The organism is Pontibacillus marinus BH030004 = DSM 16465, assembly GCF_000425225.1.
Lineage (GTDB): Bacteria > Bacillota > Bacilli > Bacillales > BH030062 > Pontibacillus > Pontibacillus marinus.
The window spans coordinates 97372-116725 of record NZ_AULJ01000018.1 but is presented as its reverse complement, the minus strand read 5'-3'; the positions used below and the strand labels follow the sequence as shown (position 1 = coordinate 116725).

At 39.4% G+C, this 19354-nt stretch carries 20 protein-coding genes; 19 read left to right on the top strand and 1 reads right to left on the bottom strand.

Translation table 11 applies throughout. The features are described from left to right. Positions 1-8: 8 nt before the first annotated feature. From flgK to hpf, 15 genes are all read left to right on the top strand, one after another. A complete protein-coding gene (flgK, locus tag H514_RS23885; RefSeq protein WP_051255028.1) occupies positions 9-1961 on the top strand; it encodes a flagellar hook-associated protein FlgK in 1953 nt (650 codons plus the stop codon). Positions 1962-1972: 11 nt separating this feature from the next. Further along, entirely contained in the window at positions 1973-2887 is a 915-nt protein-coding gene (flgL, locus tag H514_RS0104550; RefSeq protein ID WP_027445893.1) for a flagellar hook-associated protein FlgL, read from the top strand. Between the two features lie 61 nt (positions 2888-2948). Continuing rightward, positions 2949-3539, top strand: a complete 591-nt coding sequence (locus H514_RS0104545) for a DUF6470 family protein (RefSeq protein ID WP_027445892.1) — start codon at positions 2949-2951, stop codon at positions 3537-3539. 14 nt (positions 3540-3553) lie between these two features. Beyond that, entirely contained in the window at positions 3554-4009 is a 456-nt protein-coding gene (gene fliW / locus H514_RS0104540; RefSeq protein ID WP_027445891.1) for a flagellar assembly protein FliW, read from the top strand. Beyond that, the gene (gene csrA / locus H514_RS0104535; RefSeq protein WP_027445890.1) at positions 3996-4223 is read left to right on the top strand and encodes a carbon storage regulator CsrA; all 228 of its coding nucleotides are present in this window, start codon (positions 3996-3998) and stop codon (positions 4221-4223) included. The genes fliW and csrA overlap by 14 nt, the downstream gene beginning before the upstream one ends. Positions 4224-4362: 139 nt before the next feature. Then, complete coding sequence (locus H514_RS25360) at positions 4363-6228, top strand: flagellin N-terminal helical domain-containing protein (RefSeq protein ID WP_027445889.1); 1866 nt, start codon at positions 4363-4365, stop codon at positions 6226-6228. A gap of 374 nt (positions 6229-6602) precedes the next feature. Beyond that, on the top strand, positions 6603-6764 hold the full coding sequence (locus H514_RS0104525; protein WP_027445888.1) for a carbon storage regulator: 162 nt from the start codon (positions 6603-6605) through the stop codon (positions 6762-6764). A 198-nt stretch (positions 6765-6962) separates the two neighbouring features. Then, positions 6963-8561 (top strand): flagellin N-terminal helical domain-containing protein, encoded by a 1599-nt coding sequence (locus tag H514_RS25355; RefSeq protein ID WP_027445887.1) that lies wholly within the window; start codon positions 6963-6965, stop codon positions 8559-8561. Positions 8562-8879: 318 nt separating this feature from the next. Beyond that, positions 8880-8993 carry a flagellin gene (locus tag H514_RS24230; protein ID WP_081672927.1) on the top strand — a complete coding sequence of 38 codons (114 nt, stop codon included), beginning with the start codon at positions 8880-8882 and terminating at the stop codon, positions 8991-8993. Between the two features lie 116 nt (positions 8994-9109). Further along, positions 9110-9481 (top strand): flagellar protein FlaG, encoded by a 372-nt coding sequence (gene flaG, locus H514_RS0104510; RefSeq protein ID WP_027445886.1) that lies wholly within the window; start codon positions 9110-9112, stop codon positions 9479-9481. A 13-nt stretch (positions 9482-9494) separates the two neighbouring features. Then, the gene (locus tag H514_RS0104505; protein ID WP_027445885.1) at positions 9495-11054 is read left to right on the top strand and encodes a flagellar hook-associated protein 2; all 1560 of its coding nucleotides are present in this window, start codon (positions 9495-9497) and stop codon (positions 11052-11054) included. Positions 11055-11077: 23 nt separating this feature from the next. After that, on the top strand, positions 11078-11476 hold the full coding sequence (fliS, locus tag H514_RS0104500) for a flagellar export chaperone FliS (protein WP_027445884.1): 399 nt from the start codon (positions 11078-11080) through the stop codon (positions 11474-11476). Continuing rightward, entirely contained in the window at positions 11476-11829 is a 354-nt protein-coding gene (locus H514_RS0104495) for a flagellar protein FliT (protein WP_027445883.1), read from the top strand. Before fliS ends, H514_RS0104495 begins: the two co-directional genes overlap by 1 nt. 10 nt (positions 11830-11839) lie before the next feature. Beyond that, on the top strand, positions 11840-12223 hold the full coding sequence (locus tag H514_RS22485) for a hypothetical protein (RefSeq protein WP_036842300.1): 384 nt from the start codon (positions 11840-11842) through the stop codon (positions 12221-12223). Positions 12224-12678: 455 nt separating this feature from the next. Next, positions 12679-13233, top strand: a complete 555-nt coding sequence (gene hpf / locus H514_RS0104485) for a ribosome hibernation-promoting factor, HPF/YfiA family (protein ID WP_027445882.1) — start codon at positions 12679-12681, stop codon at positions 13231-13233. Positions 13234-13293: 60 nt separating this feature from the next. On the opposite strand, the gene H514_RS24555 is transcribed toward hpf, so the two are convergent. Further along, a complete protein-coding gene (locus tag H514_RS24555; protein WP_154657321.1) occupies positions 13294-13446 on the bottom strand; it encodes a hypothetical protein in 153 nt (50 codons plus the stop codon). A 242-nt stretch (positions 13447-13688) separates the two neighbouring features. Between H514_RS24555 and H514_RS0104475 the strand changes: the two genes are divergently transcribed. From H514_RS0104475 to H514_RS22480, 4 genes are all read left to right on the top strand, one after another. Then, entirely contained in the window at positions 13689-13871 is a 183-nt protein-coding gene (locus H514_RS0104475) for a hypothetical protein (RefSeq protein WP_027445881.1), read from the top strand. A gap of 260 nt (positions 13872-14131) precedes the next feature. Beyond that, positions 14132-16648: a preprotein translocase subunit SecA gene (secA, locus tag H514_RS0104470; protein ID WP_027445880.1), complete on the top strand. Its 2517-nt coding sequence runs from the start codon at positions 14132-14134 to the stop codon at positions 16646-16648. A gap of 230 nt (positions 16649-16878) precedes the next feature. Beyond that, positions 16879-17980 (top strand): peptide chain release factor 2 gene (prfB, locus tag H514_RS0104465; protein ID WP_154657320.1). Its coding sequence is split into 2 segments (ribosomal slippage): positions 16879-16950 and positions 16952-17980, totalling 1101 coding nucleotides; the frame shifts between segments, so codons are not numbered across the junction. A gap of 58 nt (positions 17981-18038) precedes the next feature. Further along, the gene (locus tag H514_RS22480; RefSeq protein WP_051255027.1) at positions 18039-19031 is read left to right on the top strand and encodes an NERD domain-containing protein; all 993 of its coding nucleotides are present in this window, start codon (positions 18039-18041) and stop codon (positions 19029-19031) included. Positions 19032-19354: the final 323 nt, after the last annotated feature.

Here is a 19354-nt window from a genome sequence, read left to right as displayed (position 1 = left end):
ATTCCACCATGCCATCAACATTCCATGGTTTAGAGGTAGCGAAGCGGGCATTGTTCACACAACAATCAGCCCTTTATACAACAGGACATAACATTTCCAATGCGAATACTGAAGGGTATTCACGTCAGCGCGTTAACTTTGAACAAACAGCGCCTTTTCCGCCTGCATCACGAAACCGTCCCGAAATTCCAGGTCAAGTGGGTTCAGGTGTACAAGCAGGATCCATCGAACGCGTACGCGAGGAATTTCTTGACGTGCAATTTCGAGGCGAAAATAGTAAACAAGGGTATTATGAATCGTTAACGAACGCCATTAACAAAATGGAAGAGGTCATGAACGAGCCTTCCGAACAAGGACTTTCGAAAACGATGGACCGTTTTTGGAACTCTTTGCAGGACCTGGCTGATAACCCACAGGACTCTGGTGCTCGTTCTGTTGTGCGACAACGTGGTATGGCTGTAGCTGAAACATTTAATTATTTATCTAACTCACTACGCACGATTCAAAAAGACCTTAAAAGCGAAATCAATGTAACAGTAAAAGACATAAACTCAAAATTAACGCAAATTCAAAACTTAAATAAACAAATTGGTGAGGTTGAGCCTCACGGATACTTACCGAACGATTTATATGATGAACGAGATCGTTTAATTGATGAGCTTTCAGGCATGATGAATATTGATGTTTCCTACTCAAAAAGTAGTAATAGCGCCAATGCAAAATCAATTGCTCAAGGTCAGGCGAATATTCAACTAGCTGATGAGACAGGGAAGCCATTGCAACCGCCTGTGTCACTCCTGAACGGAGAAAACGTTAATAAAGTGAATGTAACGTTTAATAGCTCTATGGGGCAGAACCTAGTTGATCAAATCCAAGTTGGTGGACAAGGGTATAGTTTTGATCAGTTTAAGTCCCAAGGGAAGTTAAAAGGGTTAGTGAACGCCATGGGGTACATGGGATCAGAACCTCAAGTTGAAGCTTTTTCTGTGTCTAAAGGTTTTGCTAATGCTGACAACATTACAGATTCGGACGTTAAAGCTGATACGACATTAACGTTAAAAGGTACTAAAAAAGTTGATGACGGTGACCCTCCATATGAAGCGGGAGAAGCATCAACTATAACCATTACAGATGGCATGTCTCTTCAGGATTTAAAAGAAGCTATTAACAATGAAACAGAGACAACAGGAGTTAAGGCAGAGATCATTCCTAATGGTCCGGATGCTCCGGAAGTCACTCCGAAAAAGTTAGTGTTGATGAGTGAACACTCTGGGAAAGAGGCTAATTTATCTGTTTCAGGCTCAGCAAGTGAAACTTTAGGTATTCAAGGTGAAACTCAGGGAGCTAACCAAACTGGTGGTCTTTATACGAATATGCTTCAAAACCTAGATAAGATGGCGTCTGCTTTCACTGAACAATTTAATGCAGTTCATAGACAAGGATATAACTTAAATAACTTAGAAGGAAAAACTACTACTAACCAAACGCCAAACTTCTTTTCATTAGGAGAAGGAAGTTATAAAGGAATTGGTGCAGCCAATACAATGCAGCTCTCAGATGCTATTAGCCAATCAACGGATAACATTGCTGCTGCTCAAGAAGCGGATAGTGGAGGTAGAGCCTTTATTGGTAACGGTGAGAATGCAAAAGCCCTTGCAGATGTTAAAAATACGCCTCTAAGTGATTTAGGAGAAAATACAGACGTTAGTACATTCTATGAATCTCTTATTGGTGACATGGGTGTACAATCTCAAGAATATCGTCGTTTAGAGGATAACTCGAGTACACTTCGCCTTTCTGTAGAGGAACGCAGACAATCTGTAAGTGGGGTTTCCTTGGATGAAGAAATGTCGAATATGATTAAGTTCCAGCATGCGTATAATGCAGCTGCACGTAGTATGACAACAGTTGATGAAATGCTCGATAAAATTATTAACGGCATGGGCCGAGTGGGAAGGTAGGTGAATAAATCATGCGCGTAACCCAATCGATGTTAACGAATAACATGCTTCGAAATGTGAGTAAGAGTTATGAACGAATGGGAAAGTACCAGGAACAGCTTTCAACAGGAAAGAAAATTCAAAAGCCTTCAGATGATCCTGTAGTAGCTATGCGTGGTATGAATTATCGTTCTGAGCTTACTGAGATTAAACAGTACCAGCGTAATCTGAATGAGGTTCATAACTGGATGGATAACTCAGATGCTGCGATGGATAAAGCGACCAAGGCTCTTCAGCGTATTCGTGAGTTGGCTGTACAGGGAAGTAATGGGACTTATGAAGAAGGGCAACGTGAGAATATTGCTAAGGAAGTTAAACAGTTGAAGCAACACTTAACGGATGTTGCCAACACAAAAGTGAATGATAAGTACATCTTCAATGGCACGAATACGACCGAAAAGCCGGTTAATTTTGTAGATGGTGCTGGCAATGTCATTAAAAATCCTGATGGAAGTGAAAAGGTTAGTACTTCTACAAATGGTAATGAAGTGAAGATTGAAGTTTCCAAAGGTGTTGAGATCGCAACGAACGTGAATCCTACTCAAGTTTTCAAAGAAGGAATGTTCGATGATATTGATAAGTTTATCAATCGTTTAGAGGGTACTGGCTCTGGTGAGTTAGATCACTCTATCGCAGACATTGATAAACATATCAATAGCGTAGTAAATGAACGTGCTGACCTTGGAGCTCGAATGAATCGTGTTGAGTTAATTGAGGATCGTTTGAGCAGTCAAGAAGTCATTACTTCTGGCACTCTATCAGAAAATGAAGATGCTGAACTAGAAAAAGTTATTACAGAACTAAAAACACAAGAAAGTGTACACCGTGCAGCATTAGGTGTCGGCGCAAGAATTATTCAACCATCCTTAATGGATTTCCTTCGATAAGCTATCTGTAAAAGCAGATAGCTTTTCTTTTACATTTAATAGAATAAGGAGGTGTTAGCCTGTGGATTTTCCTCAAATAAGATTGAATACACAACAAGCCAAAACTGGACTAAATATACAAAATGCTAAATTGACTATGAATCAACAAAAGGCAGATGTACGTATAGAACAACCACAGGCTGACGTATCTATTAAACAGCACTCTCCTAAATTAACGATTGATCAATCTAATGCTTGGAGTAACTTAGGACTGAAAAATGTATTTGAACGAACTCGAGATACTGCTCAGCATGCAAATCAAAAGTTCCTTGAGAATTTAGCGAAGATGTCTCAAGAAGGTGATGAACTGATGCGGATCGAAAATGGCGGAAACCCTATTGCATCTCAAGCTAAACGGAATGCAGGGTGGGATTTCACTTATAAGCCAGGTGGAATGCCGGTTTATGATCTAGTATCCCTGAGTTATGAACCAGGTCGAGCGGATATCAATGTGAAGCAGAATGACCCTATTATCCAGACCACCCCTAGGAAACCTCAATTCCAGTATCAAAGAGGGGATGTCTCTACTCAGGTTAAGCAGTATTCAAATGTGGATGTGGATTTTGTAGGATTAAAATATGTTGGCACACAAGGCTTTGAAATATCGATATAAAGAAGTGGTGAACTATGAATATTAAAACAAAATTTTTCGGAGAGATGGAAATAAATCCAGAAAGTATTATTAAGTTTCCTAACGGATTACCAGGTTTCGAGCAAGAAGATGAATTTGTACTGTTAGCTATTGATGAGGAAGAAATCTATCATTCTTTACAATCCACCAAGAGTGAGGAAGTGGCATTGATTGTTACGAATCCTTACTTATTTTTCACGGAGTATGAATTTCATGTAGATAAGAGTACTCAAGAGTTATTACATATTGAAGATGAAAGTGATGTAGTGGTTCTATCTGTATTAACGTTGAGAGACTCTTTTGCAGACTCTACAGCAAATCTTCAAGCGCCAATTATTTTGAATGTGAAGAAGAATAAGGCGAAGCAATTAATCTTAATGGACACGGATTATGAAACGAAACATCCTTTAGTGTCATCACAGAAAGATGGTGATTCGGATGTTAATCCTTAATCGTAAATTAAATGAATCGATTCAGCTTGGTGATGATATTGAGATTAAAGTTGTTGCGGTTGAAGGAGATCAAGTGAAGATCGGAATTGAAGCTCCGCGTTCACTAGACGTATATCGAAAAGAAATCTATTTAAAGATCCAAGAAGAGAACCAAGAAGCAAGCGCAATGTCGAAGGATGTCATCAATCTATTAAAAAATGCTAAAAAAGATTAAACCTTGTAAAAGTTAATCCGATATAAGAAATGTAACGTCAAAGGACCTAAAGGCGGCCGACTTTAGACCTTTTCGTAAAAATTACTTACTAAGTCTCACAAGGACGTGAGGCTCAAAATTCAAGGAGGAATCTTTTACTATGAGAATTAATCACAACATAGCGGCGTTGAATACTCACCGCCAGCTTTCCCAGGCTAACAATGCTAACCAACAGTCAATGGAGAAACTATCTTCTGGTCTTCGTATTAACCGTGCAGGAGACGATGCAGCAGGTCTTGCAATTTCTGAGAAGATGCGTGGTCAGATTCGTGGTCTAGAGCAGGCTGAACGTAACGCTCAAGATGGTATCTCTATGATTCAAACTGCAGAAGGTGCTTTAAATGAAACACACTCTATTCTGCAGCGTATGCGTGAATTATCAGTTCAAGGTGCAAACGATACTGCAACTGACGCTGACCGTGCAGAACTTCAAAAAGAGGTTTCTCAATTAAAAGAAGAAATTGACCGTATTTCAAATACTACTGAATTTAACACTAAAAAACTTTTAAATGGTGATCTTCAAAGTGTGCAAAAGGCACAAGGAGATGTACTTGAATCAGCCAATGTAGACTTTAAAAATAGTTTATCAGGTGACCCAGGTGAGAATGCAATAAATATTCAAAGTGGAAGTAATGACACCTTAACTATTGAGTATGGAGGCTCTGGAAGTACAGAAGATATCACTTTAACAGCTGGAACATATACTCAGTCTGAATTAGTTTCAGAAATCAACACCCAATTAACTGGAAGTGCAAATCTCGGTGACTTATCTGTTTCTGATACTAGTGGTAGCTTGGAATTCACTGATGGAGATGGCAGTGGTGATGCAACTGGATTTACGATAAAAACCTCTGGGAATGCAGCATCTGATTTAGGGATTTCTAGTGATTTAGTCGTGGCTGATGCAGGTAGTGCAACTGCTGCAAGTACAGTTTCTCACGATTCATACAGTATTGCGGCCGGTTCAAATGATCAATTTAATGTTTCATTAAACGGTAATTCTGCAACAACTGTAACATTAACTGCAGGTGATTATACATCAATTGATGCGTTAAATACTGAAGTGAACAATGCATTAGATGCTGCGGGAGTAGGTATTACTGCTGCGGTTAGTGAAGATGGTGAGAGTCTTGAATTTAATGCAGATACCAAGGGTGATACTTTTGAAATGACAGAAGGAAATGCAGGACTTGGTCAATTGGGTGTAACTGATGGTGCTCAAACAGGTACATTAACTTCTCTCGGGAATGAAGATGGAGACAGTTTGGGTGTTAAAGATGGTGACACAGTTAGAATTAATGGTCAAATTAATGGTAAAGCAATTTCAGAAGCAACTCTTTCTGTAACAGCAAACACTTCGCTTAATGACTTAACTTCTTCAATCGAAACGGCATTTGGATTAGACACGGATAGTGTTAGCATTACATCTGAAGGTGAACTTCAGGTTAATGGTAAAGATGGAGAGTCAAATGATCTGCAGAATCTGAGTCTTTCTATTGATGGAAATGAATCTTTTAACAACCACTTCAGTAACTTCTCAGAAGTTCAAGATGCACAAGATGAAAGTACAAATCATTCAGCAGTATTCCAAATTGGTGCTAACCAAGGTCAAACAATGAAGGTTGATATTAATGAAATGTCAGTAGGTTCATTATCTCTTTCTTCTGTTGACATTTCATCTCAACAGGGTGCTGAAAATTCTGTTACAGTTATTAACGATGCAATTGAGCAAGTATCAGCAGAACGTTCTAAACTTGGTGCATTCCAAAACCGAATGGAACACTCAATCAATAACTTAGGAACTTCTTCTGAAAACCTAACAGCAGCGGAATCACGAATCCGCGACGTAGATATGGCCAAAGAAATGATGAACCAAACGAAGCAAAACATCCTTGCACAAGCATCTCAGTCTATGCTTGCTAAGGCGAACCAACAGCCACAAGGTGTACTTCAGTTACTACGTTAATATTTCTTAGAATGCTCATGGACGAGTATTCTCGTAATACTCAAGGAAGAGTTACTGTTTCATAGTATGACTATGAATTCAGTAGCTCTTTTTTATATAAAAATAATGGTATTTTTTAAGTTTTTTTCATATTTTTACTAAACATATAGGTACATAATCCGATATAATAGTAGAAGGAAAAGTTAACCACTTCTCCAATAAAAATAATAACCTATGTTCTCAAGGAAGAGAATTTCAAGGTGTACATAATAAACTCAAGGATGAGTTACTAAACCTAATGTTAGTTCATAATTTTGAATTAATCGTAGGTTTATTAACTCATCTCTTTTTTGAGACTTTAATAGGTATTAAGTTGCATGAAGGGAGACCTATTTATGTTAGTGATTGGTCGAAAGCCAGGGGAATCTGTAGTTATTGATGACAAAATTACGGTTAAGGTAGTAAAAAGCGAGGACGGACATCTTCGTTTAGCAATTGATGCTCCGAGAGAAATTAGTATTACTCGAGGAGAACTATACGAACAATCAAATGATTAAATTTTCTAAGTAAACTCACGGACGAGTTTGAGGAAAGAGACTGCAAGGATGCAAAATTCGGTCTCTTTTTCAAACTCGTCATTTTTTATGAGTTTGATTCAGGTGTAAGAGTAGGGCCCACTCTTACGCTTGTTCAATATATATGAGGTGAAAATGGACGTTCACCTACTAAAACATATTCCAGGGAGGAATTTTATTATGAGAATTAATCACAATATTGCGGCATTAAATACGTATCGTCAGTTAGGCTCAGCAAATCAAGCAAACTCAGCATCAATGCAAAAACTATCATCAGGTCTCCGTATTAATAGTGCTTCTGATGATGCAGCAGGCCTAGCAATTTCAGAGAAAATGCGTGGTCAAATTCGTGGCTTGGAACAAGCTCAAACAAATGCCCAAGATGGTATTTCTATGATTCAAACGGCTGAAGGAGCATTGAATGAAACACATTCTATCCTTCAACGTATGCGTGAACTTGCTACTCAAGCTTCCAATGATACTAATACGACTGAAGACCGTGGTGAAATTCAAAAAGAAATGAACCAATTAACTTCAGAGATTAATAGAATTGGTAATACAACTGAGTTTAACACTCAAAAATTAATTAATGGTGACAAATCTTCAACAACAACACAAGCTACTAATATCACTGGTGTTTCTAATACATCTGGTGGTGTTGATGCTGTAAAAGCTTCAACTACTCTTGAAATTACTAAGGCTAATTTAGCAGAAGATGAAATTCTTACAATTGATGGCAAAACTATTGAGTTTTATGACAGCTCCAGTGGTAGTGCAGACCAAGCAACTGACTATAGCATTGACTTAAATGGTCTTGCAGATGATAATGCTGTAGCAAATGCAATTGCATCTTTAAATGGTGGTTCGCTTGGTACAAATGGCGTTGATTTGAGTGCAACTGGTAATGTAGTAACAGTTTCAGCATCTACTGCTGGAACAGCAGGAAATTCTATATCTGTTACAGCTCCTACAGATGGTACTGGTGTAACTGGACCATCTGGCGCAGATATTTCAGGAGGAACAACTCTATCTGGTGGAGTAGATGAAACAAAATCAAGTGATACATTTACCGTTACAACTGCTCCTTCTGAAGGAGATACATTAGATATTAATGGTACTACAGTTGCGTTTTGGGATAGTAATAATGGAAATTATGCAGACGCATCTGCTGCAGCATCAGATTTAGGTGTTAGTACAAGTGAATTAATTGATGTCTATGACACTTCGGGTGGTGCTGCGAAAAATACTACACAAATTGCTACAGATATTGCCTCACTAGAAGATAATGGAGTGGTTTCTGGAGTAACAATCACATCAAGTACTAATAGTGTAACGGTTACTTCAACAGCTAACGGAACGGCTGGTGATGGTACTACCGTATCCTATACTGGTGTTACTACAACAAATGGTGGTGTAAACCTCCAAATCGGTGCAAATGAAAACCAAAGCTTAATAGTAGATGTTGGGGACATGCGTGCAAATGCATTAGGAATTACTGCTGCAGCAGGAACAAATGGTTTTACAGGTACTGATACAGTTTCAGATGGTACAAGTAGTGCTAGTGTAGAAGCTGCGTTAGATGTTTCAACTCACAAAAATGCTTCAGCAGCGATTACTAAACTTGATGCAGCAATAGAAAATGTATCAGGTGAACGTTCTAAATTAGGTGCATATCAAAACCGTCTAGATCACACTATTAATAACTTAGGTACATCTTCTGAAAACCTAACAGCAGCGGAATCTCGAATCCGCGACGTTGATTATGCTTCTGCCGCATAGCGGACATGAAGCACAGTCGTCCTAACGGGAAACGGTTAGGATTACGATCGGGTGAATTGCTGGGAACCCCTTAGAGCCTTTGATGCGACAGCGAAGCCGGAAACGGCAAACGTAAACGCTAGAAAAATTAAAGGATTGGGCAATCAGCAGCCAAGCTCCTGTTCCGAAAGGATGGAGAAGGTTCAACGACTAGGATAAACCACTGTCTGGGTGATGAAATCCGTAGGAAAGTAGAGCTTTCCGAAGTGCCCGACCCCTACTAGAATAGCTAGAGGGTGAAGATATAGTCTGGTCAATCATGAGAGTGATTGTGGCACGATGGCCAAAGAAATGATGAACCAAACAAAACAAAGTATCCTTGCACAAGCTTCTCAAGCAATGCTTGCTAAGGCGAATCAACAGCCGCAAGGTGTACTTCAATTACTACGTTAATCTATCGATATTTAAAAAGGTCCACATTCGTGGGCCTTTTTTCTATCATAAAACCTTAAGGTCTCACCACCTAAATCCGATATAATAAGAAAGATGTGAGGAGGAGTTGGCTAGCGATGGATGTGGGGAAAATCTTATCTGGATCCCAACTCCTGCAAAGGGCTGAGCGCATCGAGAATACAACATCATATGCAGAAAAGGGATCTGAACAACAAAACTTAGAAGCTTCGTCTGAAGAGGTAGCATTAGCGACCAAAGAAATAGATAAAGACGAAGCCAAAAAAATTGTAGAAAGTATGAACGAATTTTTAGGACCTACGAGAACGGAACTGAAATTTCAGTTTCATGATAAGCTAGATGAATACTATGTATCTGTTATAAATCCAGAAACAGATGAAGTTATAAAGGAAATCCCTCCTAAGAAGCTATTAGATATCTATGCATCTATGGCAGAGTTTATGGGATTTATTGTAGACGAGAAAGTATAGGTGGTGAGTGGATATGAGCAGTGATATGCGTATAGGCGGATTAGCCTCAGGAATGGATATCGACAAAATTGTTGGTGACTTAATGAAGGCAGAGCGCATGCCTCTAAATAAAATGGAACAAGAAAAAACTTGGACTACATGGCAACGCGATGCTTATCGTGACATGAACAAAAAGTTTTTTGAACTTAAAAACATGGCTTTTGATATGAAGCTTGAAAGAACATTTAATAGTAAAACAACTTCTTCCACGAATGAAAGTGCTGTTACCGCAACTGCAACTGCTTCATCTAGTAATGGAAGTTATAATATTCAAGTTGACCAACTTGCGACTGCAGCGATTAATACGAGTCGCGCACCGGTTTCAGCTGATTCAGGAGATAAGATCGATCCTACTAAAAGTTTAAGTTCTCAAGAAAGTAAGTTTGCAAATGCACTTAACTTAGATGATTTTACTATTGAAACCTATAATGAAGATGGAACCGTTAATTCGAAAACGTTCCAGATTGATAGTTCAATGTCACTCAATGATGTTTTCAAAAAGATTAACGATTCTGACCTAGGCGTTCGAGCTTTTTATGATAAACAAGCTGATAAAGTCGTAATGGAGCGTACTCAAACAGGTGATTTTAACACGGATTCTACTCGCTTCAGGGGAGCTGAAATTGGATTTGATGGTACTACCGCTAAGTTTTTAACAAATACACTAGGTGTATGGAACGCAAAGCAAAAAGCAGATGGTAGTTGGGTTAAGGCAGAACAAGGTGGAACAGATGCACAATTCACTTACAACAATGCTTTAACAATCAATTCACATGATAATAATTACACACTAAATGGCATTACTTTTGAATTCAAAAATACAACACAACAAAATGCCACAATTTCCGTTAATAACGACGTAGATTCAGCATTAGAAAAAATTACAAAGTTCGTGGATAAATATAACAAAGTAATCGAATCCGCTAATGAACAGGTTAATGAAAAACGTTATAGAGACTATAATCCTTTAACAGAGAAGCAGAAAGAATCTATGGAAGAAAAAGAAATTGAACTATGGAACGAAAAAGCCAAAAGTGGGCTATTGCGAAGCGACTCTATCATTCGAGGAACTCTTTTTGATATGCGTAGTCAGTGGTATGACACTGTACAAACAGGTGGAGAGTTCAACCAATTGTCTGAGATTGGGATTACAACTTCTCCAAACTACCGAGATGGTGGAAAACTACTAATTGATGAGGATAAACTGCGTCAGGCTCTTACAGATAATCCTGGAGATGTTCATAAACTGTTTGCAAGTGATGGTACGGGTGATCAAAAAGGGATAGCTAGAAAAATAGATGAGACACTCAAAAACGCTATGGACTCTATCGAAAATAAAGCAGGTAAAACGACTAGTACGAACAGTTCTTTTATGCTTGGTCGTCAACTAAACGATTTAGATGATGAAATCAATCAATTTGAAGATCGTCTAACGCAAATCGAAGACCGCTATTGGAGTCAGTTCACGCAAATGGAGAAAGCCATTCAGAAGATGAACTCTCAGTCTAATTATATGATGCAACAATTTGGATAAAGAGATAAAGGGGAGTGAAACGTATGTCTACTCAAGCTTATCAAGCGTATCAAAATAACTCAGTAGAAACAGCGTCACCAGGTGAATTAACACTAATGCTTTATAATGGATGCTTAAAGTTTATTCGATTAGCTAAAAAAGGTATAGAAGAGTCGAACTATGAGTTGAAAAACACAAACATCCAAAAAGCTCAAAAAATCATTCAAGAACTCATGGTAACCATGAATCCAGAGTATAAAATCACAGAAGAGATTATGCCTTTATATGACTATATCAATCGCAAACTAATGGAAGCGAACCTTCACAACGACACTGCGATGTTAGATGAAGCGGCTGAGCTTGTTACGGATTTCCGTGATACATGGAAAGAAGTTGTGAAGCAAACGCGTCAGCAAAAGTTCGGTTCTGGTGGCAATGCCTAATGAGTCAGGTTCAAAAACTTCACGAAGTGACATCACAGTTATATGAGCTTATACAAGAGGAGCCAAAAACTGAAGATCGAGAAGAAATCATAGAAAAAGTAAATGACTTGTTAGACAAGCGAGAAGTGCTTTTACAAGACATTCAAGGTCCTTACTCTGAAGAAGAAAAGCAGTTGGGTAAGGAGATTGTACATATGGATCAGTACGTTCAAGAAAGAACGAATGCTTTAATGAAACAAGTGAAAATGGATATAGCACGAACCAAAAAACAAAAATCTTCTAACCAGAAATATACTAATCCTTATCAAAATGTGAGTAATTACGATGGTATGTTTATGGATCAGAAGAAATAGAGGTGATCTATTGTCTCAACTAACAGAAGAACAAATGCATTTCTTAAAGCAGTATGATCATCTTTTACAAACGATGAGTGAAGGATTTGAATACTTAGAAGAAAATATTAAAGAAGAAGCACCGCCACAAGTCGATCAGGTTTTTGCTGATATCGTTCAAGCTATGCAGCAACTTAATCAGGGTAACCAGCAGTTAGCTGCAATTCTTGAAAAACCTGAACAGATCAAGCCACTTATGGAAGACTTTCAAGACATCGTTAATATGATGACAGAATGGTTTGAACTGAACACTGTAGACGGACGTTATAGTCTATTAAACAATCGTGTAGTGCCAACTTTCGAAAGCTGGCGTTATTCCATGCATGAGCTCTTAAAACCATATGTATCTCATTAATCTATCCCGTTCCCTCTGTATATTAGAGGAGCGGGTTTTTACACGTTAAGAAGCATAAAATTTTAGCAATGGAGAAGTTCGACGTAGTTAAAATTTTGAAAGTATGAAGTATAAGAGCAACTAAGCCTCTGTCTGCGCCTTAAAAGGCTTGCCAATCGGCAAGTTTTCTTTATGTTAATCGAAATATAAATTTTCACTAAATATTCAATCATATCATGAGCATTCCCGCATAGATTAGGTGTACAATATAAGTGAAAGGAATACTTTGATAAACAGAAGAATTTTCTTGTTTATCCTTCAGTAATGCAGGGTATTTCTTTCAAATAAACCATCCTTATCCTTAGCTGCCTACAAGTTTCGACACTGAATCTTCTAAAAAGTCAGAAAAATAATAGAAGCGTTTCGATCCTTGTGGTAGAATAGGTAATACATAAGGATGAAAGGAGGACACTTCTATGAAGTACAACATTCGTGGTGAAAATATTGAGGTAACGTCAGCTATTAAGGAATATGTGGAAAGAAAAATAGGTAAACTGGGGCGTTACTTTGATGAGGAACCATCTTCAGAAGTACATGTTAATTTAAGTGTCTATAATGATGAGCAGCAAATTGAGGTAACTATTCCAATGCCAAATCTTTTGCTCCGTGCTGAGGAACAGCACGTGGACTTATACGCTGCCATTGACCTTGTGGTAGAAAAGCTAGAGCGTCAAATTCGTAAGCACAAAACCAAGGTGAATCGCAAATTCCGTCAACAAGGTGCACCGAAATATGTGTTTGCTGAGTTAGAAAAAGAAAACGCTGAAAAGGCAGATCCTTATAGTGACAATGACATTGAAATTGTTAGAAACAAGCGATTTGATTTGAAACCAATGGATTCTGAGGAAGCGATCTTACAAATGGACATGTTAGGCCATAGCTTCTTCGTTTTCACAAACGTCGAAACGAATGACACAAGCGTTGTTTATCGACGCCGAGATGGTCGTTACGGCATTATTGAGCCAAGCTAAAAAAATTCATAATGAAAGAGCTCCTTTTCACAGGAGCTCTTTTTTAGGTTGTATGTAACCTTATTGCCGCGATCTACCATCGCCGCCTTGGTTTTGTAGTTTATCTTTGATAGCAGCAACTTGAGTCAAGATTACACTGTTTAAAACAGTTGAAGTCACAATACCCAATATTGTGAAGAAAACAAGCGCTGCAAAGTAGTTGTTTGTCCGCATTCTAACCCTCCTAAGATTTGGTCAGTATAGTATGTGAAAGTTTTAGGAAGGCCATTCATAAAAAAATCTCCTCCATTATGAAAATCGCACTATTTTTCCGCCACAACCCTCTAATTTTCATTTTCTGCAAAGCAAAATCCCTTTATGACGCTTTTCATGCTCTCAAAATTTCATTTTTGGTAATTCGCCTTCCAAAAGGTTTCCATGATATAAATAACTTATCTTGAAAGGAGGCGTATTTAATGAAAGAAAGCAAATGTGATACGTGTAAGGATCTTCGTTTCAAAGTGAAAAGACAAGAAGAGTATATCGCTCAATTAGTTGAAATCGTTGCGGTAACAAACCGGAACGCAACAGAGCTGGATCGTCGTATATCTCAATTGGAGCACCAGTTAAATTACAACCATCATAACCTCATTTGCTAAGTCTCCGTTATGTTTCCTCTTCACTCCTCTAGCAGCCTCGCAATACGCCTCATTTGATGAGCAGGCTATCCCCAGTCTGTTCATCTTTTTACATATTTGCACGCTTTTCTTTTATCTTATATCATAGTTTTAATACCATCTGGGAGGACTGTCCTATACAAGGAGACTCCAGTTGTCATGGGACTAGGACTAGTGTTATGATTATGGTTGGATCAATCTATTTGAAATAACGGATTTCTATAAATAGGGGAGCGTTATACATGCGTGCTTTAATCAAAAAAGTTTTTGGCGATGAGAATTCACGTCAACTGAAACAAGTTCAAAAAGTTGTCGATCAGATCGAATCGTTAGAACCTGAATACGAGAAACTTACAAATGAACAAATTCAAGAAAAAACAGAAGAGTTCAAAGGTCGTATCCAAGACGGAGAAAGCCTTGATCATATTTTGCCTGAAGCTTATGCGATTGTTCGTGAAGCTTCGAAGCGTGTTCTGGAAATGCGACCATTCCCAGTTCAGCTAAGCGGTGCGATTGCCCTTCATGAAGGTAATATTGCTGAGATGAAAACGGGTGAAGGTAAAACACTTGCATCTACAATGCCTGCTTATCTAAACGCTTTAACTGGAAAAGGCGTGCACATTATCACGGTTAACGATTACTTAGCTAGTCGTGACGCAGAGGAAATGGGCAAGCTTTATAATTTCCTAGGCCTTACGGTTGGCCTGAACTTAAATGGGATGTCAAAAGAAGAGAAGCGTGAAGCGTATGATGCGGATATCACGTACGGAACGAACAACGAGTTTGGTTTCGACTACCTTCGTGACAACATGGTTTTGTATAAAGAAGAAATGGTACAACGTCCTCTTCCTTTTGCCATCATTGACGAGGTCGACTCCATTTTGATTGATGAAGCGCGTACCCCGTTAATCATCTCTGGTTCTGCTCAAAAGTCAGCAACGATGTATCAGCAAGCAGATCAGTATGTAAGAACATTAAAGCAAGAAGAGGATTACACGTACGATGAAAAAACAAAAGGCGTTCAACTGACTGAAGAAGGAATCAACAAAGCAGAGCGCTTTTTCAATATTGAAAACCTATTCGACTTAAACAATGTGACGCTAACTCACCATATCAACCAGGCGTTAAAAGCTCATACGTCTATGATTCGTGACCAAGATTACGTTGTTCAAGATGCTGAAGTAGTCATCGTTGACCAATTTACAGGTCGTTTAATGAAGGGACGTAGCTACAGTGATGGGCTTCACCAGGCAATTGAAGCAAAAGAAGGGCTTCAAATCCGTAACGAAAGCCAGACTCTAGCAACAATTACGTTCCAGAACTTCTTCCGTATGTATGAGAAACTATCCGGTATGACCGGTACAGCAAAAACGGAAGAAGAAGAGTTCCGTAACATTTACAATATGAACGTTGTGGTAATTCCGACGAATAAACCAATCGTTCGTGATGATAAAGCAGACATGATCTATAAGTCAGTGGATGCGAAGTTCAAAGCACTTGTTGAAGACATTAAAGAGCGTTACACACGCGGTCAGCCTGTCCTTGTTGGTACGGTAGCGGTTGAAACGTCAGAGCTTATCTCGCAGTATCTGAAAAAAGCCGGTGTACCACACAATGTCCTAAACGCGAAGAACCACTTCCGTGAAGCGGAAATCATTGAGAATGCTGGTGAAAAAGGTGCTGTTACGATCGCGACAAACATGGCCGGTCGTGGTACAGACATCAAGCTTGGCGACGGTGTTAAAGATCTTGGTGGTCTTGCTGTTATCGGTACAGAGCGTCACGAATCTCGTCGTATTGATAACCAGCTACGTGGACGTTCTGGTCGTCAGGGAGATCCAGGTGTATCGCAATTCTATCTATCCATGGATGACGAATTAATGCGTCGTTTCGGATCAGATAATATGCGTTCAATGATGGATCGTCTCGGCATGGATGATTCTCAGCCAATTGAAAGTAAGATGGTTTCAAGAGCTGTTGAATCAGCGCAAAAACGTGTTGAAGGTAATAACTTCGATGCTCGTAAGACATTACTTGCATATGACGATGTCCTTCGTCAGCAACGTGAGGTTATTTACAAGCAGCGTAACGAAGTCCTTGAATCCGATAACCTTCGTGAGATTATCGAAGAAATGATGAAGTCTACGGTTGAACGTCAGGTTCAGAGTCATACAAATGACGAACTTGATGAGAACTGGGATCTTGATGCGTTAGTTGACTACTTGAAAGGAAACCTTCTTGATGAAGGCGACATTGAAGTAAGTGAACTAAAAGGCAAAGTCCAAGAAGAAATCGTAGAAGTCATTCTTGAAAAAACGAAGAAGAAATACGATGAAAAAGAAGAAGAACTTACAGATGAGCAAATGCGTGAGTTCGAAAAGGTTATCCTTCTTCGTACAGTTGATACGAAATGGATGGACCACATCGACCAAATGGACCAGCTTCGTCAGGGTATTCACCTTCGTGCGTACGGTCAGACCGACCCTCTACGTGAATATCAGATGGAAGGCTTCGCAATGTTTGAGCAAATGATCGCGACGATTGAAGAAGAAGTTTCAAAATACGTCATGAAAGCTCAAATCCGCGATAACCTGCAGCGTCAAGAAGTTGCCAAAGGCGCAACAGCTGTTTCTGGTGATGATCAAGAAAACCAAAAAGAAAAGAAACGCCGCCCAGTACGAAACAACAACGCAGTAGGGCGCAATGAACCTTGCCCATGCGGAAGCGGCAAAAAATATAAGCACTGTTGTGGTAAGTAGAAAAGCGGAAGCGCCCGGTTAGCGACGTATGTACTGGACTGAGCCGCAGTACAATAAAGGAAGATCGACTAAGTACGTCACATCCTGTGACAAAGCCGATCTGACCCACGTCGTGTGGCCCCAAGTACACTAGTCGCTGGGCGCTGAAGCTAGACATCATAGACCGAGGCACTCTCTGAAGAGGAGAGTGTCTTCGTCTGTTCTCTAAAATTTTGATGAGGTGATACATCATGGATTTAATTGATATCCGACATGATTTAGATAATATGGCTACACGTTTAGCGGACTTCAGGGGGTCTCTTTGACCTCGATACGAAGAAAGCTCGCATTGCTGAGCTAGAGGAACAAATGAGTGACCCCGCTTTTTGGGACGATCAAGAAAACGCTCAAAAAGTCATTAATGAAGTGAATGGCCTTAAAGAGCTCGTTCATACATTGGAACGTCACGAGGAAACACATGAAAACCTAGAAGTATCCTACGAGCTGGTAAAAGAAGAGGTCGATGAAGAACTTCACGCAGAGCTTGAAGGAGAAGTAAAACAATTAGCTGAGGACTTGAATGCATTCGAGTTACAGATGCTATTAAGCGAACCTTATGATAAGCACAACGCAATCCTTGAACTTCACCCAGGCGCTGGAGGTACTGAGTCACAAGACTGGGCTAGCATGCTTCTTCGTATGTACACGCGTTGGGCTGAGGAAAAAGGCTTCAAAGTGGAAACAATGGATTATCTTCCAGGTGACGAAGCCGGGGTTAAAAGTGTTACGTTGAACATCCAAGGTCATAATGCCTATGGCTACTTGAAAGCTGAAAAAGGTGTTCACCGTTTGGTACGAATCTCACCGTTTGATTCATCCGGACGCCGTCACACTTCTTTTGCATCATGTGAAGTTATGCCTGAATTCAATGATGAAGTTGAAATTGATATACGGAACGAAGACTTAAAAATTGATACGTACCGTGCAAGTGGTGCAGGTGGACAGCACGTCAACACAACAGACTCTGCCGTTCGTATCACACACACACCAACGAAGACAGTCGTAACCTGTCAGTCCGAACGTTCCCAGATCAAAAACCGCGAACAAGCGATGAAAATGTTAAAGTCCAAACTTTATCAACTCGAAATCGAACGCCAACAACAAGAACTAGACGAGATCCGCGGTGAACAAAAAGAAATCGGATGGGGAAGTCAAATCCGTTCTTACGTCTTCCACCCATATTCTATGGTAAAAGATCATCGCACAAATGTAGAAATCGGTAACGTCCAGAGCGTTATGGATGGTGACATCAATCCATTTATCAATGCGTTCTTGCGTTCGAAGATGAATTAAGAGAGTAGTTTTTAAGCTACTCTCTTTTTATAAAAATATTTTAAAAGGTGTGAGTACATTGAATGCGAAAAAAAGAATAGTACCTTTACTCATTCTTCAGTTAGAAGCTCTCTTAAGAAGGTTAAGTCATCTCCATCCGAAAAGGAAACAGATTGAAGATGATTTAAGTATGATGTGGTCTGGTTACAATGGGGAATTGTTACTCGATTATGACCTCCGCTTTTTACCTTACCGCTCCTATCAAATCCTCCATGATGTTCGCCTCCAAGTCTTCGGAAAATGCTTTCAAATCGACACCCTCGTCTTATCTCCCTACGCAGCTTTTATCATTGAAGCCAAAAATTACGCTGGAACCATCGTTTTTGATGAAGAAAGTGAGACCTTTATACAGCTAGTAAGAGGAAAGAAGAAAACCATGAAAGATCCATTAATACAAGTAACACGCCAACAAAAACAGCTAGAAGAATGGCTCCGTCATAATGCAGGCATTCATGGTTACCCGGTTATTCCAATGGTTGCTATTTGTAATCCTTCTACAATTGTTACTCCTCCTAAAAACCACTCTCAAACATGGCCTATAATGAACTCTATCCATACAGTTGACCAAATCCAACAAAATAACGAACTTTATAAAAATCGAAAACCAGTTGATATAGAGTTAATTAAAAATAAGATCATTTTAGCAGATACTCCTTTAGAGCAAGATCTATTGAAGAAATACTCAATCAACCCTTCTGATGTTAAGTTGGGCGTTCAATGTCCTGAGTGTGGTCATCTACATATGACTTATATTAGAAGACGCTGGGATTGCTCGGAGTGTGGTCATCGCTCTAGTGTAGCGCACATTAAAGCTCTGGCAGATTACTTTTTGTTATTTAAAAATACGATCACAAATCGTGAATGCAGAATCCTATTGGGGTGTTCAGAAAGGTTAGCTTATCACTTTCTATCCAAATTAGGCCTTCGCAATTCAGGGAAAACAAGTGGCCGAAAGTATTATGCGCCTGAAAATGTGAGGGATTTTCTCTCATATGTGGAAAGTAGCAAATGAGTGAGGAAGTAGTGTGAATAAGTGAAGAAGTGCAGCTGAAAAGTGAGGAAGTAGTGTGAATAAGTGAAGAAGCGTCCCAGATAAGTGAGGAAGTAGTGCAAATAAGTGAAGAAGTGTAGCAGATAAGTGAGGAAGTAGTGCAAATAAGTGAAGAAGCACCCTAGATTAGTGAGGGAGTAGTACAAGTAAGTGAAGAAGTCACCAGAATTAGTGTGGAAGCCCCAGGCCATGATCATAAAACATAATAAGATTCCCGCCCTAGCGGGAATCACCCTCCACCAACACCCCACCACTTCACCACAATAACGCGGCAACATAGTGTT

Coding starts and splice junctions, on each gene's coding strand:
- flgK (WP_051255028.1), top strand. CDS start 9: ATGCCATCAACATTCCATGGTTTAGAGGTAGCGAAGCGGGCATTGTTC.
- flgL (WP_027445893.1), top strand. CDS start 1,973: ATGCGCGTAACCCAATCGATGTTAACGAATAACATGCTTCGAAATGTG.
- fliW (WP_027445891.1), top strand. CDS start 3,554: ATGAATATTAAAACAAAATTTTTCGGAGAGATGGAAATAAATCCAGAA.
- csrA (WP_027445890.1), top strand. CDS start 3,996: ATGTTAATCCTTAATCGTAAATTAAATGAATCGATTCAGCTTGGTGAT.
- H514_RS25360 (WP_027445889.1), top strand. CDS start 4,363: ATGAGAATTAATCACAACATAGCGGCGTTGAATACTCACCGCCAGCTT.
- H514_RS0104525 (WP_027445888.1), top strand. CDS start 6,603: ATGTTAGTGATTGGTCGAAAGCCAGGGGAATCTGTAGTTATTGATGAC.
- H514_RS25355 (WP_027445887.1), top strand. CDS start 6,963: ATGAGAATTAATCACAATATTGCGGCATTAAATACGTATCGTCAGTTA.
- H514_RS24230 (WP_081672927.1), top strand. CDS start 8,880: ATGGCCAAAGAAATGATGAACCAAACAAAACAAAGTATCCTTGCACAA.
- flaG (WP_027445886.1), top strand. CDS start 9,110: ATGGATGTGGGGAAAATCTTATCTGGATCCCAACTCCTGCAAAGGGCT.
- H514_RS0104505 (WP_027445885.1), top strand. CDS start 9,495: ATGAGCAGTGATATGCGTATAGGCGGATTAGCCTCAGGAATGGATATC.
- fliS (WP_027445884.1), top strand. CDS start 11,078: ATGTCTACTCAAGCTTATCAAGCGTATCAAAATAACTCAGTAGAAACA.
- H514_RS0104495 (WP_027445883.1), top strand. CDS start 11,476: ATGAGTCAGGTTCAAAAACTTCACGAAGTGACATCACAGTTATATGAG.
- hpf (WP_027445882.1), top strand. CDS start 12,679: ATGAAGTACAACATTCGTGGTGAAAATATTGAGGTAACGTCAGCTATT.
- H514_RS24555 (WP_154657321.1), bottom strand. CDS start 13,446: ATGCGGACAAACAACTACTTTGCAGCGCTTGTTTTCTTCACAATATTG.
- H514_RS0104475 (WP_027445881.1), top strand. CDS start 13,689: ATGAAAGAAAGCAAATGTGATACGTGTAAGGATCTTCGTTTCAAAGTG.
- secA (WP_027445880.1), top strand. CDS start 14,132: ATGCGTGCTTTAATCAAAAAAGTTTTTGGCGATGAGAATTCACGTCAA.